This window comes from Actinocrispum sp. NPDC049592 (assembly GCF_040675465.1).
GTDB lineage: Bacteria > Actinomycetota > Actinomycetes > Mycobacteriales > Pseudonocardiaceae > Kibdelosporangium.
In genome coordinates, this window is sequence record NZ_JBFAPA010000008.1 from 25,038 (window position 1) to 50,512 (window position 25,475).

Annotated in this window: 21 protein-coding genes and 1 pseudogene; 9 read left to right on the forward strand and 13 right to left on the reverse strand. The window is 66.9% G+C overall.

The genetic code is table 11. From position 1 onward, the window contains the following. Nucleotides 1-507 precede the first annotated feature (507 nt). On the reverse strand, nt 508-903 hold the full coding sequence (locus AB0J95_RS21085) for a helix-turn-helix domain-containing protein (RefSeq protein WP_364760064.1): 396 nt from the start codon (nt 901-903) through the stop codon (nt 508-510). Between the two features lie 85 nt (nt 904-988). Here AB0J95_RS21085 and AB0J95_RS21090 point away from each other — a divergent pair, with 85 nt between their 5' ends. After that, complete coding sequence (locus AB0J95_RS21090) at nt 989-1,753, forward strand: SDR family oxidoreductase (RefSeq protein ID WP_364760067.1); 765 nt, start codon at nt 989-991, stop codon at nt 1,751-1,753. Nucleotides 1,754-1,935: 182 nt separating this feature from the next. Beyond that, entirely contained in the window at nt 1,936-2,193 is a 258-nt protein-coding gene (locus AB0J95_RS21095; protein WP_364760070.1) for a tetratricopeptide repeat protein, read from the forward strand. 245 nt (nt 2,194-2,438) lie between these two features. Here the strand turns inward: AB0J95_RS21095 and AB0J95_RS21100 are convergent, their stop codons facing one another. Continuing rightward, nucleotides 2,439-5,357: a glycoside hydrolase family 48 protein gene (locus AB0J95_RS21100; RefSeq protein WP_364760073.1), complete on the reverse strand. Its 2,919-nt coding sequence runs from the start codon at nt 5,355-5,357 to the stop codon at nt 2,439-2,441. Between the two features lie 944 nt (nt 5,358-6,301). Here AB0J95_RS21100 and AB0J95_RS21105 point away from each other — a divergent pair. The 4 genes and pseudogenes from AB0J95_RS21105 (at nt 6,302) to AB0J95_RS21120 (ending at nt 11,956) form a co-directional block, all read left to right on the forward strand. Continuing rightward, entirely contained in the window at nt 6,302-8,056 is a 1,755-nt protein-coding gene (locus AB0J95_RS21105) for a glycoside hydrolase family 6 protein (protein ID WP_364760076.1), read from the forward strand. 11 nt (nt 8,057-8,067) lie between these two features. Next, nucleotides 8,068-9,369, forward strand: a complete 1,302-nt coding sequence (locus AB0J95_RS21110; RefSeq protein WP_364760079.1) for a glycoside hydrolase family 6 protein — start codon at nt 8,068-8,070, stop codon at nt 9,367-9,369. A 753-nt stretch (nt 9,370-10,122) separates the two neighbouring features. Beyond that, nucleotides 10,123-11,454, forward strand: a pseudogene (locus tag AB0J95_RS21115) (alpha-L-fucosidase); the annotation flags it as partial. A 136-nt stretch (nt 11,455-11,590) separates the two neighbouring features. Further along, a complete protein-coding gene (locus tag AB0J95_RS21120; protein ID WP_364760082.1) occupies nt 11,591-11,956 on the forward strand; it encodes an RICIN domain-containing protein in 366 nt (121 codons plus the stop codon). Between the two features lie 424 nt (nt 11,957-12,380). Here AB0J95_RS21120 and AB0J95_RS21125 read toward each other — a convergent pair whose 3' ends face one another. From AB0J95_RS21125 to AB0J95_RS21140, 4 genes are all read right to left on the reverse strand, one after another. Further along, on the reverse strand, nt 12,381-12,533 hold the full coding sequence (locus tag AB0J95_RS21125) for a hypothetical protein (protein WP_364760085.1): 153 nt from the start codon (nt 12,531-12,533) through the stop codon (nt 12,381-12,383). After that, nucleotides 12,503-12,724, reverse strand: coding sequence for a helix-turn-helix domain-containing protein (locus AB0J95_RS21130; RefSeq protein WP_364760087.1), 222 nt, complete (start codon nt 12,722-12,724; stop codon nt 12,503-12,505). The genes AB0J95_RS21125 and AB0J95_RS21130 overlap by 31 nt, the downstream gene beginning before the upstream one ends. A 264-nt stretch (nt 12,725-12,988) precedes the next feature. Further along, a complete protein-coding gene (locus AB0J95_RS21135; RefSeq protein WP_364760090.1) occupies nt 12,989-13,861 on the reverse strand; it encodes a cytochrome c biogenesis CcdA family protein in 873 nt (290 codons plus the stop codon). Between the two features lies 1 nt (nt 13,862). Then, on the reverse strand, nt 13,863-14,438 hold the full coding sequence (locus tag AB0J95_RS21140) for a redoxin family protein (RefSeq protein ID WP_364760093.1): 576 nt from the start codon (nt 14,436-14,438) through the stop codon (nt 13,863-13,865). A 326-nt stretch (nt 14,439-14,764) separates the two neighbouring features. Here AB0J95_RS21140 and AB0J95_RS21145 point away from each other — a divergent pair, with 326 nt between their 5' ends. The 3 genes from AB0J95_RS21145 to AB0J95_RS21155 all read left to right on the forward strand — a co-directional run bounded on the left by AB0J95_RS21145 (nt 14,765) and on the right by AB0J95_RS21155 (nt 17,832). Beyond that, on the forward strand, nt 14,765-15,481 hold the full coding sequence (locus tag AB0J95_RS21145; protein WP_364760095.1) for an MIP/aquaporin family protein: 717 nt from the start codon (nt 14,765-14,767) through the stop codon (nt 15,479-15,481). 6 nt (nt 15,482-15,487) lie between these two features. Continuing rightward, a complete protein-coding gene (locus tag AB0J95_RS21150) occupies nt 15,488-15,781 on the forward strand; it encodes a hypothetical protein (RefSeq protein ID WP_364760098.1) in 294 nt (97 codons plus the stop codon). A gap of 290 nt (nt 15,782-16,071) precedes the next feature. After that, nucleotides 16,072-17,832 (forward strand): DUF1996 domain-containing protein, encoded by a 1,761-nt coding sequence (locus tag AB0J95_RS21155; protein ID WP_364760101.1) that lies wholly within the window; start codon nt 16,072-16,074, stop codon nt 17,830-17,832. 275 nt (nt 17,833-18,107) lie between these two features. Here the strand turns inward: AB0J95_RS21155 and AB0J95_RS21160 are convergent, their stop codons facing one another. From AB0J95_RS21160 to AB0J95_RS21190, 7 genes are all read right to left on the reverse strand, one after another. Beyond that, the gene (locus AB0J95_RS21160) at nt 18,108-18,950 is read right to left on the reverse strand and encodes a GNAT family N-acetyltransferase (protein WP_364760104.1); all 843 of its coding nucleotides are present in this window, start codon (nt 18,948-18,950) and stop codon (nt 18,108-18,110) included. A 698-nt stretch (nt 18,951-19,648) separates the two neighbouring features. Further along, nucleotides 19,649-20,938: an ArsB/NhaD family transporter gene (locus tag AB0J95_RS21165; protein WP_364760107.1), complete on the reverse strand. Its 1,290-nt coding sequence runs from the start codon at nt 20,936-20,938 to the stop codon at nt 19,649-19,651. 10 nt (nt 20,939-20,948) lie between these two features. After that, complete coding sequence (locus AB0J95_RS21170) at nt 20,949-21,395, reverse strand: CBS domain-containing protein (RefSeq protein ID WP_364760110.1); 447 nt, start codon at nt 21,393-21,395, stop codon at nt 20,949-20,951. A gap of 27 nt (nt 21,396-21,422) precedes the next feature. Continuing rightward, nucleotides 21,423-22,628, reverse strand: a complete 1,206-nt coding sequence (locus tag AB0J95_RS21175; RefSeq protein WP_364760113.1) for a cation:proton antiporter — start codon at nt 22,626-22,628, stop codon at nt 21,423-21,425. 577 nt (nt 22,629-23,205) lie between these two features. Next, nucleotides 23,206-23,352, reverse strand: coding sequence for a zinc-binding dehydrogenase (locus AB0J95_RS21180; protein ID WP_364760116.1), 147 nt, complete (start codon nt 23,350-23,352; stop codon nt 23,206-23,208). Nucleotides 23,353-23,849: 497 nt separating this feature from the next. Next, nucleotides 23,850-25,040: an RNA polymerase sigma factor gene (locus AB0J95_RS21185; protein ID WP_364760119.1), complete on the reverse strand. Its 1,191-nt coding sequence runs from the start codon at nt 25,038-25,040 to the stop codon at nt 23,850-23,852. Nucleotides 25,041-25,042: 2 nt separating this feature from the next. Then, complete coding sequence (locus AB0J95_RS21190) at nt 25,043-25,414, reverse strand: YciI family protein (RefSeq protein WP_364760122.1); 372 nt, start codon at nt 25,412-25,414, stop codon at nt 25,043-25,045. Nucleotides 25,415-25,475 lie beyond the last annotated feature (61 nt).

The following is a 25,475-nucleotide window of genomic DNA, read 5'->3' on the forward strand; positions in this document are numbered from 1 at the left end:
ACTGCTGCCCACCCGAGCACCCGATCGAGGACGAGGACGATGAACCCGTTGCCGCTCAGCCGTGTCGCGCTGGTGATCCGTACCGACTTCTCCGACCAGCAGACGTGGGAAGCGATCAGGGCGGCCATCAGCCAGCCCACCCAGGAGGACTTCCGTGCTCATGTCGAGTTCGTGGACGATGACGCCTACCGTGGCCTGACCACGGAGCAACTGCTCGACCTCCTCCCGGACAGCGACACGCGCGCGTTCTTCATGGTCGTCGACGACATCACTGTCCGTGAGCCCGGCAATCCCATCCTCGTCGTCGGTCTTTGGCGCGACCGCGGCCGCCTGTTCCGTGCGATTCCGGCTGCGGTGCAGTCGATCGAGAACAACCTGTCGATCTCGAACATGGACTTCGCGGAGTTCGCCGACATCCGTTTCTGCCGCGAAGAGGCTGCCTACCGAATGATCACCAAGGAGACACGCACATGCCGATGGGCGGAAGTGCTGCTCGCGAGCCTGACGTCAGTTCTGGTGGTCGTGCCGTGCCTGGGCGTCCAGGATGGCGCCGCCGTGGTCGGAGACCCAGCGCATGAGCTGGCGCAGCGGTCTGGCGACGCTGTGGCCCATGCCGGTGAGCGCATAACTGACCCGCGGCGGGATGGCCGGCTCGACGGTGCGCTCGATCAGTCCGTCCCGGGCGAGCAGGCGCAGTTTCTCCGACAGCACCTTCTCGCTGATCCCGCCGATCTGGTCGCGCAGCTCGTAGAACCGCAGCGGACCTTCGGCCAGCTTGACCAGGACCAGCGGCGCCCAGCGGCTGGTGATGCGGTCGAAGACGATCCGGCCCGGGCATTCGCTGTGGAACAGATCACTGTGCCTGTTGCGCGGAAGCCGCTTGGCCTCAACATTTTCGCCCATGTTTGTAGCTTACAGAAAGGTAAGTCCTTACCTTGAGTAAGCCCTACGGCTAGCGTCGGACCTCGATGGCACACAAGGAGGATCGATGAGCACAGTGGCACTTGTCAGCGGAGCGAGCCGCGGTATCGGGGCAGCGATCGCACGTAGCCTGGCGCAGCGCGCGCACCATGTGATCGTGAACTACCACCGCAACGCCGATGCGGCCAAGCAGGTGGTCGCCGACATCGAGGCGGCAGGCGGCACCGCCCAGGCCGAACAGGCTGACGTGTGCGACGACGCTTCGGTGACCGCACTGGTCAGCCGGGTCCATGCCGCGTATGGGCGCGTGGATGTGCTGGTGTGCAACGCGAACACGGTCCCGCCGCCGTTCGAGCCGCTTGCGTCGCTGCCATGGGACGCGTTCGCCGGCAAGGTGGTCGGCGAACTCGCCGGTTCCTACCACCTGACCCAGCGTGTCCTGCCGATCATGCGCGAGCAGCGTGCCGGACGGATCATCTACATCTCCAGCACCCTCGCGGACAAGGTCGGCATGATCGCCGCGCACTCCACCGCGAAGGCAGCGCTGAACACGTTCAGCCGGCATGTCGCCGCAGACGCCGGACAGTACGGCGTCACCGTCAACACGATCGCGCTCGGCGCGGTGAACACCGACGCCACAGCCGGCTTTCTCGACGACGACCGACGCGCATCCTTCGCGCAACGGTCGGTTCACGGCCGGGTTCTCGAGCCCGAGGACATCGGCGCCGCGGTCGCGCTGCTCGCCGATGGCGGCTTCGGCTCGGTCACCGGCCAGGTGATCCGCCTCGACGCCGGATTCGACGTGCTCAGCCAGCAACTGGCCCCGTCCTGACCACGCTCCCGCAACCGGCCGAGGGGTCACCAGGACCGCGCCCCACGGGGGCGGACCCGCCGCGAGTCACAGGAACGCACTCTCATCAGCGTAGGCGTTGTGTGTCAAGCGTTTGGTCGGTGCCTCGTCCGTCGTCTGTCCCGGCATAGCGGGCTCGCCTCGACCGCCTGCTTGCTTGCGCCGTGATTAGGCGGCGACTGTGGTGGTGGTTATGGGGGTATCGCTGCGGTTCAAGTATCCAGGACCAACGAGGAGACGAGGATGGGGCGATCCAGCAGCACGAGTACCCGCTGGACCTCGCCCGCCGGAGCGGCCACAACTACAGCACGGCTGTCGTGCTGAACAATTTCGGCCAATGCCACGGGGACCGTGGCCGTTACGCCGCCGCCTCCGACTGCTTGCGGCAGAGCCTGACGATGGCCTACGACCAGGCCGCGTAGATCGACGGATTGCCAGCGTACGCGCCGTTGGCCGGCACGTTGTGGTTGCCCGCGGGAATGGTGAAACCGTTGTCGGAGACGCTGATGCACTAACCGTCGTTCGCGCCTCACTCGTTGTTGTGGACGGCCCTGGATCTTGATCTGGCGCTCGGCCCTGAACAATCTCGGAGCTGCTGCGAACGAAGCCGATGGGCCCGAGCGTCCCCGGCACATTTTCGTGCCGGGGACGCGTCGGCATCTACCTGCTATCCGAACAGTTGCGCGTGCAGCGAGAACGCCGTGGCGATCTCGGCCTGTGCCCAGAACCGGTGGTAGGTGAAGGACGGGGCCGGGCCGCCATTGAGGTAGGACTGCACCTTCGGCCACTCGGGGTCGTTCTTGTAGAAGGAGCGGATCGACAGGAACGTGGAGGTGGCGTTGATCGCGTCTCCGTTGGGCATCTTTCCGGTCCAGCCCGGCGGCACGTACGTGCCTTCGCCGGAAGTGGTGTCGTACTGATCGTCGAACCGGTTGTAGTCCGTACGCGTTTCCGGCACGGTGATGCCCTTGGCGTCCTGGTGTGCCAGCAGAGCGGTCAGTAGCCCTTCTCCCATGGTGCGGGCCGGGGTGTTGCCGGACTTGGCCGCGTAGTTGAGCAGGGTCTTGGCGAACGAGGCCGCCACGCCCACGTCCTGGCTCTTGTTGAGCACCGTCACCCGCAGGTTAGCGTTCGCTCCCGGCGAGGTGGCGTTCCAGGTGTCCGGGCTGCCGCTCCACTGCAGGTCCGACGGGATCTGGAAGGCCCCGTTCGAGCCCACGGTGGTGTTCGCGATCGCCCAGGGCACCCACTTGTCCAGGATCTTCTTGGCGCGTGGGTCCCCGGTCTGCTGGTACAGCGCCGCGGTGCGCTCCATCTGCCAGACCTGGAAACCGAACCAGCGGTTCGATGGCGGGTCGTGCCAGACCGGGTGCGCGTCGTAGTACATGCCGTAGAAGGTCGGCGTCCCGACGGGCGGGGGCCCGTAGTTGCCTTCCCAGCTGTTCGTCACGCCGCCGGCGATGGCGCCGTCGGCGGACTGCAGCCACTGCAGCAACTCAAGTTGGCGGTCCAGCGACTTGGCCCAGTCCTGCGCACCGGTGGCCGACTTGGGCTTCAGCACATTGGAAAGCGCGTAGGCCGCCAACGGGTTCTGGTAACCCTGGTGCGATGCGCCGTCGCCGATGCGCCACGCCCAGCCCGCTGAGGTGTCGTACGCGCCGCCCCACGCGTAGTACCAGGACAGCAGGTAGTGCTCGCTGTCCTTACCGGCGCCAGCGGGGCAGCTCGGGCTCGCGCAGTTGCCGATCTTCTTGAAGTACTTGTCGAACAACGCGTACCGCAGGTAGTCGCCCATCTTCGCGGCCTTGTCCAGCTCCGGCGCGATGGCGGACTGCTTGCCCTGGGCGGTGGCCCACTGGCTGGCGAGGTAGGCCACCTGGACCACGCGCGCGTCGGCGTCCGGCGCGTCGGTGTACTTCCACTGCTTGGCGTACGAGGAGTCCTTTGTGAACAGGTCGAGGTAGCCGTTGGGGCCACCGGCCTTGAACGTGTCGCACGACGGCTGCGGGATGGTCTCCCACACCGACTCCGAGGACCCGCGCTGGTAAGTGTTGATGTAAGCGGGAGCCGTCGTGCCGTCGCCGCAGTGGCCGAAGCCGTACGTGTTGTCGACGTCCAGCAGCCAGTGCATGCCGTAGATGTCGTCGGTGCCGTAGGCGGACTTCAGCTCGGCAGCGATCGGGTCCTGCCCGACCGGAACGCCGGAGTCGAGCTGCGAGGGATACTTGTCCATCCGCGGCCACTCGGGCGCGTACGTCGCGGGCTTGGCGGGGTTGTACTTGTCGTTGGTCGGCTGATCGGCGTGGGAAGGGATGATGAACTTCTCCATCGACGCCCACGCCTGCTTGAACGGCGTCCAGTCGCCGGTGATCTGGCCGTAGCTCGCCTCGAGCCACAGGTAGTAGCTGAACGCCTCGGAGGTCGTTTCGTGGCCCTGGTCGGGAGCCTCGACCATCAGCGTCTCCACCGAGTGGTAGGGCACCAGCAGGTCGCCGAACTTGCGGAAGTACCCGTTCGCCGGATCCTTGATCTTGTTGTACTGGTCGAGGAACGCCTGCTGGAAGTCCGAAGTGGACGCCGGGATCTCCTTGACCGTGATGTTCGCGGCGGTGTAACCCGTCGCGCTCGCGGTGAAGATCGCCGTGGCCAGGTCACCACCGTTGTCCGCCGAGGTGACGGTGACGTTCTGCGCGGTGTTCCAGTTCGCCGTGGTGAACGTCAGGGTGGTGGGCGCCGTGGAAAGGTCGGTGCTGCCCGAGGACCGGACGACCGAAACGTCCACAGAGGATGGAGGCTGGCTCGCCAGCGTCACGCCGAAGGTCGCCGTGCCGCCCTGTTTGACATTGACCGTGGCCGGGTTCGCCACGACCGTCGGTCCGGTGAGGACCTTCACCGGGACTGGCAGGCTGGTGCTCGTCGCACCCTTGTTGTCCGTGGCCCTGGCGGTGATCGTGTGGTCTCCCACCGCGGCACCGCTCCATGTGCCCTCGTACGGCGAAGTGCTGTCCGTGGCCACGACCACGTCGTCGGCGAGGAACTCGACCTTGGCGACCGAGCCGTCGCTGTCCGAAGCGGTGGCGGACATCGAGATCGACTGTCCACTTTGGTACGACGTGCCGGGCGTGGGTGCGGTAAGCGCCACGGACGGGGCCTTGTTCGCACCGGTGCACGAGGTTCCGTTCACCGCGAAGTCGGTGGGCTTGCCGTTGGCCGCGCCTTTCCAGCCCTGGAAGCCGAAGCTCGTGCTGCCGCCGGCCGGGATGCTCTTGTTCCAGTCCGGCGCGGTGACCGTGACCTTCGCACCGGACTGGCTGTAGCCGCCGTTCCACAAGTTGGTCACCTGCTGACCGTCGGGGAAGGTCCAGGTGAGCGTCCAGCCGTTGATGGGATCGCCGTCGTTGCGGATCGCCACGTCGGCGACGAACCCGTTGCCCCACTCACTGGTGAGGTTGTAGTTGACCGTGCAGGCCACGGCCGCGTGCGCCACCGGCGCGACGACCGGTAACAGGCCCGCGACGGTCGCCGCCACGGTGCTCAGCGCGAGCGGCCCGGGCCGTCGTCGCCTCGATTTGGTCCAGTACCTCAATGCATCCTCCTCCGTCACGGGTCAGCCGTTGACCCGCACGACCTTGGGTTGGGTGGAGTCGGTGCGGGGCGCGGCGTGTCTCACGCGCCCCACACCGAGGCCGGTCCGAACTCGACGCCTCAAACGCGTGGCGAGCTCGGGTAGGCGGTCACGTGACCGCCTCAACGTGCCGCAGGACTGGGACAAGCAGTCAGTGATGCCGGAGGCCGGGTTCGCCAGGTACTCGCGTGCCTCGAAGTCGCCGCTCGAGGACGGCCGTCACCACGCTGGACGTGCGGCTTCGCATGTGTGCCTCCGATTGCAGGGGTCGGGCACAGAAACTGGGAGCGCTCCCAGTTCGGGGACTGTATCGGTCACGAAGCGTTCTGAAAAGGGGGTTGTTCAAGAATGCGATCGGACACGGCGACGATCGGCCCGCGCGCTGTGCCCTGAATGCCCTGGCGCACTAGGCCGAAAGCGGCGGCAGTCCGACCGGAAGCGCCGACGGAACGGCCCGTCGGCGGCGCCGCCGCGACAGGCGGCCAGAACTGAAGGTGACGATCGCGACGTACATCCCAGCGGCCGTCCCACTAAATGGGAATGCGCTAGACCGTTCGACCCTATGAACCCTCCGCCATTCAGCGCAATACGGATGAAAGTAGAAGATCATTTACCGATTGGTCGACTTCAGAGCGTGGCCACTCCAATGGCCTAATCGACGGAGAAACGGGATACAGCTGGTAGATCATTGAAACGTTTCGGGACGAACACTGCCGAGGCATACCCCCGAAGATCAGCGGGCAGCCGTCACGGAACGTGCAGAAAAGTGTGCGCACCACTGTGGAAGTTTCGAGTCGCTGACTTCCGGCCCCTTTTCCAGCTGGTTGCCCCCCGGTTACAGTCACGATCCGGTCTGGGAGCGCTCCCAGAACCGGAGGACGGCAACGACCCTGCGAGGACCCTTGATGCGATCGAAGACGCTGCTGCATGGCGGAACAGCCGTCGCGGCGCTGACGCTCCTTTCGAGCTTGCTGGTGCTGGCGGGCAACCAGGCAAGCGCGACCGCCGGATGTTCGGTGGACTACCACGTCAACCAGTGGAGCACCGGGTTCACTGCGAACGTCACGGTGAGAAACCTGGGTGACGCCATCGACAACGGCTGGACCCTGGACTGGGACTTCAGCGGTGACCAGAGGATCACCAACGCCTGGAGCTCCACCACCACGCAGTCCGGACAGCATGTGATGGCGAAGAACCCGGACTGGGCGAAGTCATTGGCGCTCGGAGCGTCCTCGACCTTCGGCTTCCAGGCGACCTACTCGGGCACCAACAGCGTCCCGAACGTGTTCAGGCTCAACGGCACGCCATGCACGGGCGGCCCCGTCATCACTACGCCGCCGGAGACGACCACTACGACAACGCCTCCTGGCAACGACGATGGCGACCCCCGCGTGGCGAACCCCTACGCGGGGGCCAAAGGTTATCTCAACCCCGACTACGTGACCCAGGTCGATGCGCTCGCCGACAGCACCGGCGGCTCGCTGGGCGCGGCGATGCGCAAGGTCGCACAGAACTCCACCGCCGTGTGGATGGACCGCATCGGCGCCATCACCGCGGGACGCGGTCTACGCGGGCACTTGGACGAGGCGCTGCGCCAGCAGGCCGCCGCGGGTCGGCCGGTCGTGATCCAGATCGTCGTCTACGACCTGCCCAACCGCGACTGCTCGGCGCTCGCGTCCAACGGCGAGCTCCAGGTCGGGCAGAACGGCCTGGCCCGCTACAAGACCGAGTACATCGACCCGATCGCCGCGATCTTCGCCGACCCGGCGTACGAGGACCTGCGGATCGTCGCGGTGGTCGAGCCCGACTCGCTGCCCAACCTGGTCACCAACACCTCGAAACCCAAGTGCGCCGAGGCACAGTCCAGCGGTGCTTACGTCCAGGGCGTCCAGTACGCGCTGAACAAGCTGAGCGCGATCCCCAACGTCTACAACTACCTCGACATAGCGCACTCCGGCTGGCTGGGCTGGGATGGCAACATGGGCCCGGCCGTGCAGCTGTACACCAACGTGGTCAAGGGCACGCAGAAAGGCTTCGCGAGCGTCGACGGGTTCGTGTCCAACACCGCGAACTACACGCCGAGCGAGGAGCAGTACCTCACCGACCCGGCCCTCACCGTCGGCGGGCAGCCGCTCAAGTCCGCGAAGTTCTACGAATGGAACCCGTTCTTCGACGAGACCGACTACGGCGCCGAGCTGTACAAACGCTTTGTCGCAGCGGGCTTCCCAAGCGGCATCGGCATGCTGGTCGACACCTCCCGCAACGGCTGGGGCGGCGCGAACCGGCCCACCGGCGCCAGTGGATCCACTGTGGACGATTACGTGCTCTCCGGCCGCATCGACCGCCGCCTGCACCGGGGCAACTGGTGCAACCAGGCCGGCGCGGGGATCGGCAGCCGTCCGCAGGCCTCGCCGCGGCCCAACTTCGATGCCTACGTGTGGATCAAACCGCCGGGAGAGTCCGACGGCATCGCGACGAAGACCGAGGGTCCCAACGAGGAGGGCAAGCAGCACGACCCGATGTGCGACCCGGCCTTCCGGGGCGACCAGCAGGCCAACGGCGGCAACCTGACCGGCGCGATGCCGGGCGCGCCGCACGCGGGTGTGTGGTTCCCCGAGCAGTTCACCATGCTGGTGCGCAACGCCTACCCGGCACTGTGAGGAGAAACCCTATGCATAGCAGTACAATCACCGCCGGTGCCGTCGCGGCCGCGCTCGTCGCGAGCGTCGCCGTCCTCACCGCCGGAGGCAGCGCCCAGGCCGCCACGTCGCCGTTCTACGTCGACCCGAACACCAACGCGGCCAAGTGGGTCGCGGCGAACTCCGGTGACTCGCGCGCCCAGGTGATCCGTGACCGCATCGCCGCCGTGCCGCAGGCAAGGTGGTTCACCACCACCAACACCGGCACAGTACGCGGCGAGGTGGACGCCTACGTCGGCGCCGCGGCGGGCGCGGGCAAGATCCCGATCATGGTCGTCTACGACATCCCCAACCGCGACTGCGGCGGGGCCAGCGGCGGCGGCGCGCCCTCACACGAGGCGTACCGGGCGTGGATCGACCAGGTCGCGGCCGGGCTGGCGGGACGGCCCGCGGTGATCGTGCTGGAGCCGGACGTCCTCGCGCTCATGACGAACTGCCAGAGCGCCGACCAGCAGGCCCAGACCAAGGCGTCGATCGCCTACGCGGGCAAGCGGCTCAAGGCGGGGTCGGCGCAGGCGAGGGTGTACTTCGACATCGGCCACTCGGCGTGGCTGGCGCCGGGGGAGGCCGCGGCACGGCTGCGGTCCGCGGACATCTCCAACAGTGCCGACGGTATCTCCACCAACGTGTCGAACTACCGCTCGACCCCGGACGAGATCGCCTACGACAAGGCGGTCCTCAACCAGCTCGGCGACGGCCGGCTGAAAGCGGTGATCGACACCAGCCGCAACGGAAACGGCCCGGCCGGCAGCGAATGGTGTGACCCCGCCGGGCGCGCGATCGGCACGCCGAGCACCGACCAGACCGGGGACGGCCAGATCGCCGCTTTCCTGTGGGTCAAACCGCCGGGTGAGGCGGACGGATGCATCGCCGCAGCGGGCGAGTTCGTGCCGCAGCGGGCGTACGACCTGGCCGTCGCGGCCGGTCCGCCGCCGTCCACTCCGCCCACGACCCCGCCCTCCCCCGGCGGCTGCAAGGTCACCCACCGGGTGGTCAGCACCTGGCCGACCGGTTACACCGGCGAGATCGTCATCGAGAACGACGCGGCGCCCGTGGACCGCTGGACACTGACGTTCTCCGCGCCGGGCGTGACCGTCACCCAAGGCTGGAACGGGACGTGGACCGACACCGGCGACATCGTGACGGTCGACAACGCGTCGTGGAACGGCCGGCTCGCCACCGGTGCGACCGTCACCATCGGGTACACCGCCAACTACAACGGCGGCACACCACCATTCCTCTCCCCCGTATTGAACGGTGTGCCCTGCGCCTGAGCGATGACGGGCTCTGACGAGCGCCCCCTCCGCGTGCCACTTTCGCGGAGGGGGCGTTGTCCGTCAGCACGACGGTGCGGTCATGTCCACACCGGACCCGCCTTGGCGCCGCGGCGGACCCACTCGAAATATGTCTGACTTAGTGGTCCCCATGTTCCGAGGTGTACCGAACAAATCATCGGATCACTGTGATGGTGAGACGTGCCGACGACGTTGCTTGCCACTGCGAACTCCGCTTGTCCTCCACCGTATGCGTGAAAGTTTCACGCTCAGTGGCAGTGTCTTGACGCGCAAGTGGCGGTTACTTACTCTGCATTTATCCGATGTATGACGCTCTGTAAGTAGATGGAGCCTACTTATTCGATGGACAGTCCCAGTCCTCTGTAGACAGAGCATTGTGGCTGTCCCTATAGGACACACCAGCACAGGTGGCCGCGCCACAACGTTTCTCCCTGTCCGCCGCGATCGAACCGGTGGCTCCACGAAGCCGAACACCGCGGCCTGACCGAGGACACATCCATGGACCCTGTAGATCGACGCCGATCAGCACCGGCGATGCGCACCCTTGCCAAGCGGACGCTGTCCGTGCTGGGCGTGGCCGCACTCGCCTTGACCACGCCGGGAACCGCCTCCGCGGCGTCCCCCGCCCCGGTGATCGCCGTGGCTCCGTCGGACTCGCCCGCCACGATCATCGCGAACGCCGCGAATGTCGTGCCGTCGCCGCGTCAGCTGGCCTGGGAGCGACTGGAGACGATGGCGTTCATCCATTTCGGCGTCAACACCTTCGACGGCAGGGAATGGGGCACCGGCACCGAGGACCCGAACATCTTCCAGCCCACCGGTCTGAACACCGACCAGTGGGCGGCCTCGCTGAAGGACAACGGGTTCAAAGGGGCCGTGCTCACCGCCAAGCACCACGACGGCTTCCTGTTGTTCCCGTCGAAGTACTCGACCTTCGGGGTGACGTCCGACCGTGCCTGGATGGGCGGAAACGGTGACGTGGTGCGCAACTTCGCCGATTCCATGCACAGGTACGGGCTGAAGGCCGGTATCTACCTCTCGCCTGCCGACCTGCACGAGAACCAGTCCGGCGGGCGGTTCGCCAACGGCAGCCCGGCCAGGGCGGTGACCATCCCCAGCGATCCCTCGGAGGTCGTCAACGGGGTCACGTTCCACCTCAGCTCCGACGATTACAACACCTATTACGAGAACACGCTGTACGAGCTGATGTCCCGCTACGGCAGCATCGACGAGCTGTGGCTGGACGGCGCCAACCCGACCGGCCGCAACCAGCCGTACAACTTCAGCGACTGGATCAGGATCGTCCGCGGGCTGCAACCCAATGCGTCGATCGAGAACGATGGCGGGCCGGACATTCGCTGGGTGGGTAACGAGAACGGCTACGCCCGCCAGTCCGAGTGGTCGGTCGTGCCCTACACCGGCAACGCCGCGACCGCCGCCGACACCATTATCAATCCGCCCGGCGGCTACGCCGCCCCTGATCTGGGCAGCGACAGCCTGCTGTCGCAGCGCAAGTCCGATGGGACCAGCGCGTGGAACCTGCTGCGCTGGTCGCCCCCGGAGTGCAACGGGACACTGTCGGCGCACCACAACTGGTTCTGGCAGCCCGGCGACACCTGGCGGGGCACGCAGGAACTCGAGGAGATCTACTACAACTCGGTGGGCCGCAACTGTAACTTCCTGCTGGACGTCCCGCCCAACCGGACGGGTGTCTTCGACCAGTCGGCGGTGACGGCACTGTCCCAGCTCCACAACAGACTGTCCGGGACGTTCGGCACCAACCTCGCCAGCGGCGCGAACGCCGCCAACGACACCGGGTCGACCAATACATCGGGGCACCCCCCGAACCTGGCGCTGGACGGCAACCTGGACACCTCCTGGCAGCTGACCAACACCACTGGTGGACTCGTGCTCACCCTGCCGCAGGCCCGTACCTTCGACGTCATCTCCACCCAGGAGGACCTGAACATCGGCCAACGGGTCAAGTCGTACGCCGTCGACGCCTGGAACGGCAGCTCCTGGAGCCCAGATCGCGACCGACACCACGATCGGCCAGAAGAAGCTGATCCGGCTGCTGTCACCGGTAACCGCCAGCCAGGTGAGGTTGCGTATCACCGGATCCAGGGCCGCTCCGGCGATCGCCGAGCTCGGTCTGTTCCAGCGGCCGGGCGGAGGCGGTGCGCCAGGGACCATCACGTCGGTGTCGGCCGGCAGGTGTGTCGACGTCAACGGGGCGGGGACGGCGAACGGCACCGCGGTGCAGTTGTGGGACTGCAACGGAGGCAGCAACCAGCAGTGGAACTACACCTCCGGCAGGCAACTATCGGTCTACGGCAACAAATGCATGGACACCCAGGGCGGCGCAACCAGTCCCGGCACCGCAGTCGTGATCTGGGACTGCACCGGCGGCGCCGGCCAACAGTGGAACGTCAACTCCGACGGCACCATCACTAGTGTCCACTCCGGACTGTGCCTGGACGCCTACGGCGCGGGTACCGCGAACGGTACGAAGATCATCATCTGGACCTGTCACGGCGGGACGAATCAACAATGGCAACGCCACTGACGAGCACATAGCCCACCCACCCGGGGCCAGGCACGCACGGCACCTGGTCCCGGGCAGCACAGCGCCGCGTCGTTCGACCTCGGCTTGCTGTGTCGGGGAGATCGAAGTAGCCAACCAGTACTTCACGGCGGCTCCAGCCGCCCTTGGCCAAGCCCCCCGACGAAGTCCGCAAAGCCGGGTGCTTCGAGTGGGTACAACGTCCGGCATACCGCAGACCACGTCCAACGTCCAGTTCGGACAGTTGAACACCCATGCGTCGACCACACGTCGCTTCCGGCCTCGGACACAGATTCGTAGCATCTGAGCTACATCCCAAGTGCCAGTGTTTGAAGGCACATCAACACGCAAACCATGAACACCCTCGCCTCACGCGGGGGTGTTCGGCATGACCGGACCCATCATCGCCCCGGTCGTCCTCCCGGCGCTAGACACGGTCGCCCCGCCAGCACGCGAGCGCCTGGTACACCTCACCGGCCTCGCCCGCCTGCCGGACGTTCCCGATAAGACCGACGAAACGCAGCAGATCGGACTCGTCCTCGGTCGGGGTCAGCCGGTACCCGCCGCGGTCGGGGGCCACCGCGTCACGGCGCACCAACGCCCGGAGCCGGGCGATGTTGGCTGGACCAGGCCGGTGTACGAGGCGAGTGGTTCGCCGCCCCACAGCATGTCGACGATCTCTTCGAGCGTCACGACCTGGTTGGGCTGCACCGCGAGCAGGCCGCGCTGCTTGACCGGTCCGGCATCGACCGGTTCGTCCCCGATGCACACCTCGAGCGGACCAAGAACCGAGACATGAAGTCCCGCAACGGTACTGCCCGCTGCTGCACCTGCCCGACGGCAAAGACGCCACATCGGTCGCAAAACACTCGGGTGGCACACCCGCCGAACAACTCACCGCGCTACTGTCCCCACCGGACCGTGTTGCGACGACCCCTTGAATCCGCCCCTGAGATAACGTGCTCGACTTGCGCGCATCGCCCTATCGGAAGGGATTCCCAGCAATGCGTGCGCCTCCTGGTGGTGATGCGGCGCCTATCCGGAACTGTCCTCAGAGGACACGTGGGAGCGGCGTCGGGTCCGCAGGCGGGCAAGCAGGACACCTGTGCCAACGAGCACCGTGAGGCCAGCCACCAGCGGCACCGGCCCAATCTGATCCACCCATTCGGCGAGCAGTGCCTGTACCTGACCGGCGCCGTCCACGATCCGGTCCTCCGCCGAGCCGCTGCCGTGGAACAAGCGCAGTTCGTACACTCCGTAGTAACCGATGTAAAGCCCGGCCAGGACGAGGATCGCGCCGCCGATGCGGTTGACGTGGGGCAGGATTCGCCGGATCCCTGTGGTCACCGCATTGCTCGCGAGGGCAACCGACACGGCCAGCACGCCGACCACGAGCGTCATCCCCAGTCCGTACACCAGGTATGCCGCGATCCCGGCGATCACGGAACCGCTGCGGAAGGTCGCACTGGTCACCGCGAGGAATGGTCCGATCGTGCAGGACAGCGATACGACCGCGTAGGCCAGGCCGTAGCCGAACATCGAACTCAGCCGCGCGGTCGGTGCGCCCTTGCGGGGTTTGGGGATCAGCAGCGTGATCTGCTTGCCCGCCAGCATCCACCCACCGAGCCCGAGCATCGTCACGCCGACCACCACGGTCACCACCGGCAGGTATTCCTGCACCGAGGAGCCCAGCGGCGCCACGACCAGCCCGAACGTCCCGAACACGGCGAGGAACCCCAGTGCCATCAACCCGGTGACCGCCAGCGCCCGCCAGACCGCCGTCATCGTGGGGCGGGAGTCGCCCGCTACCACCAATGTCAGGTAGGCGGGCAGCATCGCGAACCCACACGGGTTGACCACGGCCAGCATGCCGGCCGCCAGCGCGAACCCCAGTGTGTCCAGGTCCATCTCAGGCCGCGATCAGCGCATCAAGCCGGTCGGCCAGCGCGGATTCGGACAGCTGCTGTTTGACCACGTCCACCTTGCCGTCCGGGCCGATGAAGGCGTACGCGGGCTGTTGCGTGATCCCGAACCGGGTCCAGATCGCGGCATCCAGATCGGCCAGGTGGGTGAATCCGCCGACCTTGTAGTCGGCGACGAACTTCTTCATCGCGGGCAGGTCGTCCTGCGCGGCGACCCCAACGAAGCTGATCTTGCCGGTGTTCGCTTGTGCCGCAGCAGCCACTCGGGGTGCCTCCGCGCGGCACTTCGGGCACCACGGTGCCCAGAACCACAGCACGACCTTCTTACCTGCCAGGCTCTCGCCGGAGAAACTCTGCCCGTCAGTGGTCTGGACGGTGAACTTCAACTGCTCCGGTATCGCCGCGGCAGCGGGTCGAGTTGCGGTTGCGTTGGCCGAGGTGGTCGTCAATGTGCTCGTCGTCGTGACCGGCGCCGTCGCGCCCGGCTGCGCGCCGCACGCCGCGAGTGGGACGGACAGAACGACGGCGAACAGCGCACCCACAGTCCGACAGCGGCGAAACATTTCGGCTCCTCCTTCGGCTGATGGCCCTCGATCCTTGCGTACCCACGGCCCGGACGGGACACGGCGGCATATTACGGAGTTATGACGTGACAGGTCCCGAGGCAACACGGTTTCCTTACGGACACTGGACGTGGGTGGCAGGCCGAGCTGTGTCGAACCGGTCGTTCCAGGACGTGCCAATGAGTGAATCATTGCTGCGTAAGGGATCCGTAAGACTATTTAGGGGGTTCGGCGGTATCAGGCGACATCCGGATCGCGGCAGGTTGGCAGAGCAAGCACGTCACCCGGGCCACGCCGCGGCCCCACAACGGAAGGAACTCCTCACCGTGCATGTCGCACTGGTTCACCGTCTCATCGCGGAACTGGCCGGCACCGCCATCCTGTGCACGTTCGGTATCGGCGCCGCGGTCTCCGCGGTTGCCGGCGGCGGTGGGCTGCTGATCGTCGCGCTGGCACATGGTCTCGCGCTCGCGGTGGCCATCTACGCCTTCGGCGCGGTATCCGGCGGCCACTTCAACCCCACCGTCACCCTCGCCCTGGCCGCTCGCGGCAAGTTCGCCTGGCGCCAGGTCCCTGGATACCTGCTGGCTCAACTGCTTGGCGGCATCCTCGCCGCGACACTGGTGTACGCGGCCTACCCGAACACCGCGCTCGACGCCGGTCTGGGCGCGACGACCTTCGCCCCGAGTGTCTCGTGGGGACAAGCGATACTCGCCGAAGCCGTCGGGGCGTTCATCCTGGTCACCGCGGTGTTCGCCTTGGCCGTCACGCCGAGCGCGCCACGTGGCGTGCACGGGTTCGGCATCGGACTTGCCCTGGCCACCCAGATCATGGTGTTCGGACCGCTCACCGGCGCCTCGGTGAACCTCGCCCGCACCCTCGGCCCGGATGTCGTGCTGTCCCTGGCCGGCCGCGGCGTGACCTGGTCACAACTGGCCGCCTACCTGCTTGGCCCGCTGATCGGCGGCCTCGTCGCAGCATTCCTGCACGACCTCGTCACCCGCCAGGTATCGGCGAAAACCGTGACCACGAAGCAGGTCTGACCCGCCATGACCGACGACCCGCCGACCCCGGCACCGACACCGCGCCTGTGGGTGCTCCTCGACGCGCACCTGATCTGCGCCTTCAACTGCCAGGCGATCGCTCAAGGCTGGCAGATCGACGGCGTCTACGTCACCGCGTCGCAAGCGGCGGCCAGGCAGGCCATAGCCTTAGGCACACGGTGTTGGTGTTGCGGCACCGACTATCCCGAGGCGCAGTTGGTCCGCCTCGACCAGCACCCCGAAGTCGGGGTGTGCGTGCAATGCACCCAATCACTGCGACAACAGGCGATCCAGCGCTAACGGCCACCACGGCGACATTGTCTTCCGCCAGCAACACCCCACAGCGTGAGGTTGCCCCGTTTCGACGGAAGTGCCCGCCAAACGGGGCAAGACCAAGCCATATCCGCAATCCGTAAGGAATCTGTGATGGGTTCGGTCGTGAGCACCTTTCATCGCAACGGTATCCGGCAGGTCTGGGCCGACGAGTTCTTACCGATCGATGACGCGCACGCCTGATCCGCGTCCCTCTCCGCAGAGCGCCCGTACTACCCGGTGACGCCCAAACCCCCGAGTGGGCGGAGGAGGAACTGATGCAACACAGGGTCGTACGGACGCGGGCCCGCAATGTCCGCGTGCTCCTGGCGCTGATCGCAGTGGCCACAGCGGGCACGGCAACGGCCGCGATCGCCGCCAATACAGGCAAAGACCAGGGCAAGCCCGCGCCGCTGTCGGCGTTCGTCCGCATCCAGGACGTCCAGGCGAACGTGCGAACACCGGAAGTCCGGCGAGGTGGTTCCACCGGTGTGTTCACGGTGGACTGTGGGACCAACGGAAACCGCAAGTTCAGCCCGGACAACCCCGTCGCGCAACCCGGTGTGAAGAACGGCGCCCAGCACGTCCACGACTTCGTCGGCAACCTCTCCATCAGCGCCGAATCCACCGACGAGAGCCTGGAGGATTCCGACACCACCTGCCAGAACGGCGACAAGTCGTCCTACTTCTGGCCGGTCGTGCGCATCAACAAACAGGCCAACCGGCAGATCGGCGCCAACGCCGACACACTCAAAGCCGCGGGAACCCCGTCGATCAACTGCCCGACCGTCGCCGACCGGCTGCCCGCGGTCCCCGACCAGGCACGCGCCGAGGTCGACCAGAACCTGCAACTGCTGGACAAGCAGATCAGCGAAGCCAACCAACGACTGACCCGCGAACAGAACCAGGGCGACCCGAACTTCATCAACAACGCCATTCTCGGTCCCCTGCGCAGCAAACGAGTCGCCACTCTCGACCGGATGGCGATCGCCATAGGCCGTAGCGCGCCACGCCCGGCGAACCTGGTCTCGCTGGCGGACTGCGATCTGAGCTACGACGGAGCCCACGCCGGGCACGGCACATCCGGCGGCCATGGCGGCGAAACATCATCACCGCCCGCGGTCACCCCGACGATCAACTGCCCGACCGTGCGAGACAAGCTACCCGGCATCCCGGCCCAGGCCGTGGACGAGGTCGACCGCAACCTGACCCTGCTGGACAAGCAGATCGCCGAAGCGAACCAGCGTCTGGTCGCCACCCAAGGCCAAGGCGGAGCGAACTTCGTCGACAACGCGATCCTGGGGCCGCTGAAGGACAAGCGAATCGCCACGATCGACCGCATCACCATCGCCATCGGCCGCAACGCGCCCCGGCCCACCGGACTGGACCGGCTCGCACCCTGCACGCTCAACAACGCCAGCCCCGGCAACAACAACGGCAACGGCGGTTCCGCCACCGCCGCACCACTGCCCGGTGTCCAAGGCCCCAATCTCGAACTCGCCGGCAACGTCGGCGGCATCGTCCGCCCGGCCAGCGTGACGATCGAATACCGCGGCAACACGACCAGTTCCGTTGTGGCGATGCCGAAGTTCCTCAAAATGATCACCGGCGAGGCGAAACCGACCAGCCGCGGACCGGCCAACGCCCGCACCACCTGGACCTGCAGCGGCTTCACCGACCGGTTGTCGGACAAGTACGTCATCTGCCCCGCCGGCAGTCAGGTCATGCGGGTGCACGACTTCCCCAGCTGCTGGGACGGACGCAACACCGACAGCGACAACCACCGCAACCACATCGCCTTCCCCGATCCCAAGACCGGTGCCTGCCCCGCAGGCACGAAAGCCGTGCCACAGCTACGCATCTCCATCGCTTACAACATCCCCGGCGACATCCAGCAGCAGGGCCAGTACCAGCTCGACTCGTTCCCCGAGGAGAACCACAACCCGTCCTCCGACCACAACGACTTCGTCAACGTCAACTCCGACCGGACCATGGCCAAGATCGTCGACTGCATCAACACCAGCAAGCAGTGCAAGTAACACACCACCGAAACTGTCCACAAATGACAGATGAACCAAGGGCCGGGTGGCTGCGCTGTGCCCAGAGGTCCAGTTCTGCGTCTGCCTGAGACCGACGGCGGGTTACCCGGCCTGAGCGCCGGGTGACCCGCCGTCACTTTCCAAGCCTCTGAGACGAGCGACGTTTCTTCTACTCGGTCGCGAATGGCCGTGCCCATGCCCGGAATTACTTGCTGGTCCACACTTTCCGTGCCTGGGAGGGCTGGCCCGCCGGTACCCGGCCGGAAACCCCGAGTTCAGGGCTGTTTCACCAGCACGGCGCGGGTGTAGAGCAGGTCGAAACCCTGGCGCTGGGCGTTCTGCTGCGACTTGGACCCCGGTTGGGTCGTGATGACCGCGACGTCGCAGCCCGCGGCCCTGGCATCGGCGAGCCGGGCCGCCAGCAGTGCGGACTGGACGCCGCGGCGGCGGTGCGCGGGTGCGGTCGCCGCGCCCGCGAACTGTGCGATGCCCTCCGACACACGCAGACCAGCCCCACCGACGAAGGCGCCGTCGCGCACGGCGACGTAGTGTTGCTCGCCGGCCGCCGCGGAATGACGTTGGGCCCGCAAGTAAATCTCGCGTGGAAACTCCTCGTGCCAGGGCAGCCCTTGGGTATCGGGGTGGGCGGCACCGTCGGCCACGACTTCGAGCCACTGTTCGAACTCGTCGTCGCCGCTGCGCCGGATCACGAACCCGGGTAGCGCGACCGGCTCGTACTCGCCGTCGAGGGCGAGGCCGAGCACGTTTTCGAACGATTCGAGCCGGTAGCCGCGTTCGGTGAGCAGGACACCGATCGCGGGATCGGCGAGGTGCGCGAGCTCGACCTGCACAACGGCGCCATGGGCGGCGAACGCCTTCTCGACGTCGTCAAGGTCGGCCGCGCTCGGCACGCCGTGGAAGCCGAGGCCCGCGACCTTGTTGTACGGCGAGCCGTCCTCAGCGAAGCTCGCCACACCACCGGCCAGGACATGCACGAAACCCGGGCTGTCGCCACGCTGGGCGGCCTCACAGCATTCGGCCATGAGCCGTGCCTCGGCCCGTTCGATCCGCTCGGCGAGCACGGTGTCACAGAAAAGGGGTGTTCGGCTGGCGTTCATGTGGTTTCCCGCGTTCGTTCGAGGACTTGCCATCACCTGAACGAGACGGCAGTGTTCACCTTGCCCGAGCCGCACTGCGCGCGGAACCGGCAACTGCTTACGTGACACTTACCGATGGCCGACTCGACCCCGCAGTTCGGCGGCAGGCGTACTCGGTGCCGAGCTGAGCCGGTGAATCCTCAGCCATCGCAACCCGCCGCAGGCCGACGCGGGGTGGCTCGATGAGGCCGTCCGGTCCGGGGGAGCCGGAGATGACTTCACCACGGCGGCGCCCGGCAGGTCACCCCCGCCCCATCACGACAGCGGACACTGTCCACTATGGATGTTTATCGGCCAGATCCACTTGCTGTCGAGGAATCCGGCAGAGACATCGGATCTCGCTACTTCCTCAAGGGAGGCAGCACGACCGAAATGGCGAGACCCAGGACGTTATGCGAGACGTTTCAGCGACTGCCGCCGTGGATCCGGAAGCGTCGAGATGACCCACGAGAACCTGGCACTTTCGGCATACCTAATCATGCAGAAGCAACTTTTGCACTAGGCAAAGTATGGACGGGCGGCCGCTACTGGCCTCGTTTGTTCACAATGCGCAGCGTGAGAGCGACGGTCGCGAACACAGCGACCATGACGAGTGGATAGACGACACCGGCCATGCTCACGGCTCCTCCGTGCGGCAACAGTCCGAGAATAGTCGAGGATCAGTTCCAGACGAAGTAGCGCAGCCACAGGTACGGGGCGGCGATCACGATGGTCATCACCGTGACCGGGGCACCCTTCCTGGTGAACTCCCAGAACGAGATCGGCGTGCCCTCCCGTTTGGCCATACCGAGCACCACCACGTTCGCGCTCGCGCCGACCGCGGTCATGTTGCCGCCCAGATCCGCGCCCAGTGCCAAGGCCCACCACAGGGCCTGGGAGTGCGATGGGTCGCTGATGTCGTTCGCGAGTTGCAGCACCAGCGGACTCATCGTCGCCACATACGGGATGTTGTCGATCACCCCGGACAACAACGCGGACACACCGAGGATCAACATCACCGCGACCAGGGCGTTGCCGCCAGTGGCGTCGGCCGCCAGCCTGGCCAGCTCGCCGATCACCCCGGTCTTCACCAGCGCACCGACCATGATGAACAGCCCCGCGAAGAACAGCAGGGTCTCCCACTCCACCGCGGCCAGATAGTGCCTCGGCGCGACGCCGGAGATCAGCACGAGCGCTCCAGCGCCCAGCAGCGCCACCACCGACGGTTCGATGTGGATCACCGAGTGCCCGATGAACCCGGCGAACACCGCAAGCAGCACCAGGCCGCACCTGATCAGCAGGCGTGGGTCGCGGATGGCTTCCCGTTCGTTGAGCGCCAGGACTCCTTCCACCCGCCGCGGGTCCACGGCGAACGAGCCGCGGAACACCAGCCGCAGCACCAGGGTGAACGCGACCAGCTCGAGCGCCACGATCGGGGTCATGTGCACGAGGAAGTCGTTGAACGACAACCCCGCGCGGCTGGCGATGATGATGTTCGGCGGGTCACCGATCAGGGTCGCGGCCCCGCCGATGTTGGACGCCAGCACTTCCGCGATCAGGAACGGAACGGGGCGCACATCAAGACGCTCACAGACAAGCAGCGTGACCGGCGCGATCAACAGCACCGTGGTGACGTTGTCCAGGAACGCCGAGGCGGTCGCGGTGATCACCACCAGCAAGACCATCACGCGCAGCGGCGAGCCGCCCGCGCGTTTGGCAGCCCAGATCGCGACGTACTCGAACACCCCGGTGCGGCGCAGCACCCCGACGATGATCATCATCCCGATCAGCAGGAAGATGACGTCCCAGTCGATGCCGGTGTCGTGCGAGTAGAACACGTCCCCGGAGTCGACGACGTTCAGCGCGAGCAGCACCCCGGCACCACCGAGCACGGCGATCAACCGGTGCACCCATTCGGTGGCGATGAAGACGTAGGCCACCACGAACACGGTGACCGCGACCGCGGTCACCGTGCGCCCCTCAGCAGCCCAACGCGCGCTGCAGCAGCCTTGACGCGGTGATCACACCGACGATGTTCTTGTCGTGGTCGATGACGGCGACCAGTGGGCAGCGCGTGCGGGCCATCACCGCGGCGACCTCCACCACGGTGTCGTCCGCGTCGGCCACCGCGAGTTCGATCGGGTCGTCCGGCAACAGGTCCCGGACCGTGCGCCCGGTGAGCTTGTCGGCCACCCGGTCGGCGAACTGCTCGTCCACCACACCCGCCAGCGACGGGTCGTCCTGGACATAGCGGGGCACCAGGAACCGCACCACCTGCGAGGCGCCCAGCACCGAATGGGGCCGGCCGTTCCGGTCGGTCACCACCAGGCCCGGCATCCGATGCGTGGCCAGCGACCGGGCAGCCTCGAATGCATCGGAGTCCAGGCTGGTGACCGGATACTCCTCGGCCATCTCTCGTGCTCGCACCCTTGCAGGGTACGACCAGAGTGAGGGTCATGCTGTGCTCCTGTCCGAAGCCGGGGAACCAGAGGGCAGACAGTCAGGTGGCTCCACGCGCAGTGCCCTGGCGACAGGGACGTCGGTGGAGGAATGCAGGACGATCGACAGCGCGATGGTGATCGCCACCAGGTCGAACACATGCTCGCCGTCGGGAATGGCGGACTGCAGCGCCAGCAGCCCGTAGACCACCGAGGCGAATCCCTTCGGCCCGAACCACGCGGCTGCCGTGCGTTCACGTGCCGGCAGTGGAGTGCGCAGCAACGACAGCAGCATCGTGGCCGGGCGCACCAGCAGGATGGCCAGCACCGCCACCGCCCAGTCGCCGACACTCAGGTGCGAGATGCGTTCCGGCGTGATCAGCGCGCCGAACACCAGCAGCGCCCCGAACTTGGTCAGCTCCGACAGCAGGTCGCCGAACGGTTCGAACCGCTCGGCCGACACCTTGTCCATAGTGGCCAGCGTGGAGCCGGCGATGAAGGCCGCCAGGTACGGGTTGGCGTGGGTGAGGTGGCAGGCGGCGTACAGCATCACCGCGATCGCCAGCGGCCCGAGCGCCTGCAGTCTCGGCTCGGCGGTCAGCAGCCGTGTCCGCCACGCCAGCGCCACCACCGCGGGCAGCGCCACGCCCAGGACCAGTCCCAGCCCGAGCTCGGCGGCGACCTGGCCGAGGTGCGACTGCTGCCCGCTCGCGGTGGCCAGGAAGATCAGCACGAACGGCAGCGCCAGCCCGTCGTTGAGCCCCGACTCGACGTTGAGCAACCGGCGCAGCCGCAGGGGCACGTCATCGCGGCCCACGATCGCGGAGGCGAACACCGGGTCGGTCGGCGAGAGGATCGCCCCCAGCAGCAGCGCCGTCGGCCAGTCCAGGCCGGCGAGGAAGTACGCGGGCAACGCGATTCCGGCCATGGTCAGCGGCATCGCCAGCCCGAGTGCGCGCCCGGACAACCGCCAGCCCTCACGCAGGGCGGGGAGACTCGCCCGTTGCCCGTCGGTGAACAGCACCGTGAACAAGGCGATGTCCGCCAGCCCGGTCACCAGTGGACTGTCCGGCACGACGTGCACGAGACCGAAGCCGCCCTGACCGATCAGGGCACCCGCGAGCAGGAACAGCAACGCGGTCGAGAGCACCGTCCGGGCGGCCACGCCCGAGAGCGACACGCTGATCAACAACACCACGCCGAACGCCAGCACCAACGGCACGCCAAGACTCCCATCACCACAACACCACTCCCCGGACGGGAGTGGTGTGCCGACCAGACTTCCCGGCGCTCCGCGCGTAAAGATGCCGTATGAATCGCGGGATGGCAAACCGGCGCCGCGCCCGCAGCAGCGATGATGCGGCCGGTCGTCGGGAGATGCTGGCCGCGCTCCGCGACGAAACCCGAGCGGCGCAGGAGATCGCGGCCGCAAGACGGACCGCCGGGCAGCCGGGTACGAACGAGGCGGGCTCGCCCCTCCCTCCGGCACTCCAATGCTCGCGCTGGTGTACAGCACGTCCACGCCGCCTTCCGCGGCCGACGCGGTCTGCGCCAAGTGGTCGAGGTCGATCGACGATCCGAGTGGGCCTGGTACCGCCGTGACCAAGGCCGTCAAGATCCTCGACGCGCGTGCGCAGTTCATCGTCGGGATGTCCTGTGGCGTAGACATGTGCGCCTTCGGCGGCGAACAGCCGGGTGATCGCCAGCCCCATGCCTGCGGTGATCACAGCGACCTTGTTCTCGAGCAGTCCCATGCTGAGTCTTCCTTGTCCGACGGATGTTTCGGTGTCCGAGTCGGCTCACTTCACTTCGATGACCTGCTTGCCAAGACCCCCGCCGCGCTGCAGTTTGTGGTGCGCGGCAACGATGTCGTCAATTGGGTGGCGGGCGTCGATCACCGGGTGCACGTCGCCGCGGTCGACCAGCCTGGTGAGGTCGGCCGGCACCGTCGCGTTCGGCGGGCTCTGGACGAACCACTCGGCGTGTGCGGAACATCGCCGAAGTGGGCATGTAGACGACCTGCCTACGCCGCACCATCGGCGCAGGCGAACGCCATCTCGGCCTCCCCGCGGACTTCCTCATCGACCCCACCGGCCGAAGTCATCGCGGCCAAACACAGAAACCACGCCTACGACCAGTGGTCCGTCGACGAGATCCTCACGCTCGCCACGAAGTTCCGCACACAGCCGACCTGATACGTCGAACCCGACTGCCACAACCGATCGGCTCGGCCGCCGCGTTCTGGTCCAGCGATTACGCCGTCGTGTTCGAGCAGGGTCTTCACCCCGATGCAGGCATCAGCCGCGACACCGTCTGCCCGCGCAGCAGAACCTGTTCGCCGCCTTCGGTCTGCTCACGCAGATCGACAGCGCTGGCTGACAACGCTCATCAGAGCAAGAGGTACGGCGACCGCTGCCCCTGGTCTTGCGTCATCCCGGTGAGATCATGTCGTGCTGCGCTCCCGCGGTTCGGGATACCTGCCCCCGTTGCTGAGGAAGACGCGTTCCGCTTCTGTGGGAGCGAGGGCGCCGGCGCGTTGGTAGGCGGCGCTGGCTTCGGAGTGGCGGCCAAGTTGGTGCAACAGGTCGGCTCGTGTGGCGTGGAAGGCGTAGTAGCCATCGAGATCGAGGGCATCGATGAGAACCAGCGCGCTCGCCGGTCCGTGAACCTCGGCGACTGCGATGGCACGGTTGAGGGCGACGACCGGAGTGGGCGTGAGCGCGTACAGGTGGTCGTAGAGGGTCAGGATCTGCGGCCAATCGGTGTCCTGTGCGGTGGCGGCGTCGGCGTGCACGGCATTGATGGCGGCCTGGAGCTGGTACGGCCCTGGGTGGTCGCGGCGCAGGCACCAGCGCAGCAGATCCTGCCCTTCCTGGATGAGAGCCTGGTCCCACTGGGTGCGGTCCTGCTCGGCGAGGACGACGAGGGAACCATCCGGTCGTATGCGGCTCGGGCGGCGGGACTCGATGAGCAGCATGAGCGCGAGCAGGCCGGCGACCTCGGGTTCGTCGGGCATGAGCTGGTGCAGCAGGCGAGCCAGCCGGATCGCTTCTCCGCACAGATCGTTGCCGGTGTTGTAGATCAGATAGAGCACCGCCTGGACCGACCGCAACCGGCCAGGGAGGTCCTCGGGTTCGGGGATCCGGTATGGAATGCGGGCGGCGGTGATCTTGTGTTTGGCCCGGACCAGACGTTGCGCCATGGTGGACTCGCTGACCAGGAACGCCTGGGCGACCTCCACAGTGGACAGCCCGCCGAGCAGCCGTAGCGTCAGTGCCACGCGAACTTGGGCCGATAGGGCCGGGTGGCAGCAGGTGAAGATCAGCCGGAGCCGGTCGTCCGGCACCGTGTTCACCTCCTCCGGCGTGGTGAGCATGGCGGTGGCGTGCTGCAGTTCGCGGCCGCGCTTCTCGCGCCGGAACCGGTCGATGGCGCGGGTGCGGGCGGTCGTGGTGATCCAGCCGCCCGGGTTGGCTGGCAGACCGGTGTCCGGCCAGGTGCGCAGGGCGAGGGTGAACGCGTCCTGCACGGCGTCCTCGGCTACGTCGATGTCGCCGCAGAACCGGATCAGCGCGGCCACCGACCGGCCGGACTCCTCGCGGAAGATCCGGCCGATCAGGGCTTGGTCCACCACCCTCAGACCATCGGCTCGTCGGCGAACCCGGCGAACGGCCGGACCTCGATCGGCACCCCGATGCATGCGGTGACCTTGCCCGCCCACCCGAGCGCTGCATCCAGGTCCGGCGCCTCGATGACATAGAAGCCGCCGAGGTGGTCCTTGGACTCGGCGAACGGCCCGTCCGTGGTCAGCACCTCGTCACCGGCCATCCGCACGACCGTGGCGGTGTCCGGGTCGTGCAGCCGCCCGGAGAACACCCACGCCCCCGCCTCCGCCATGTCCCGTTCGATGCGCCCCAGCCGCTCATGGCTTTCCCGCATCCGTTCCTCAGGCACCGGTTCCACAGTCACGTTGGCGCGGGTGTGCACCGACAACAAGTAACGAGTCATGGGCCTACTACCTCCAGACCGAGCGGGTCCGTCCCGCCGCACACCCCACTACGAACGGCAA

Coding starts and splice junctions, on each gene's coding strand:
- AB0J95_RS21085 (WP_364760064.1), bottom strand. CDS start 903: ATGGGCGAAAATGTTGAGGCCAAGCGGCTTCCGCGCAACAGGCACAGT.
- AB0J95_RS21090 (WP_364760067.1), top strand. CDS start 989: ATGAGCACAGTGGCACTTGTCAGCGGAGCGAGCCGCGGTATCGGGGCA.
- AB0J95_RS21105 (WP_364760076.1), top strand. CDS start 6,302: ATGCGATCGAAGACGCTGCTGCATGGCGGAACAGCCGTCGCGGCGCTG.
- AB0J95_RS21110 (WP_364760079.1), top strand. CDS start 8,068: ATGCATAGCAGTACAATCACCGCCGGTGCCGTCGCGGCCGCGCTCGTC.
- AB0J95_RS21135 (WP_364760090.1), bottom strand. CDS start 13,861: ATGGACCTGGACACACTGGGGTTCGCGCTGGCGGCCGGCATGCTGGCC.
- AB0J95_RS21140 (WP_364760093.1), bottom strand. CDS start 14,438: ATGTTTCGCCGCTGTCGGACTGTGGGTGCGCTGTTCGCCGTCGTTCTG.
- AB0J95_RS21150 (WP_364760098.1), top strand. CDS start 15,488: ATGACCGACGACCCGCCGACCCCGGCACCGACACCGCGCCTGTGGGTG.
- AB0J95_RS21155 (WP_364760101.1), top strand. CDS start 16,072: ATGCAACACAGGGTCGTACGGACGCGGGCCCGCAATGTCCGCGTGCTC.
- AB0J95_RS21160 (WP_364760104.1), bottom strand. CDS start 18,950: ATGAACGCCAGCCGAACACCCCTTTTCTGTGACACCGTGCTCGCCGAG.
- AB0J95_RS21190 (WP_364760122.1), bottom strand. CDS start 25,414: ATGACTCGTTACTTGTTGTCGGTGCACACCCGCGCCAACGTGACTGTG.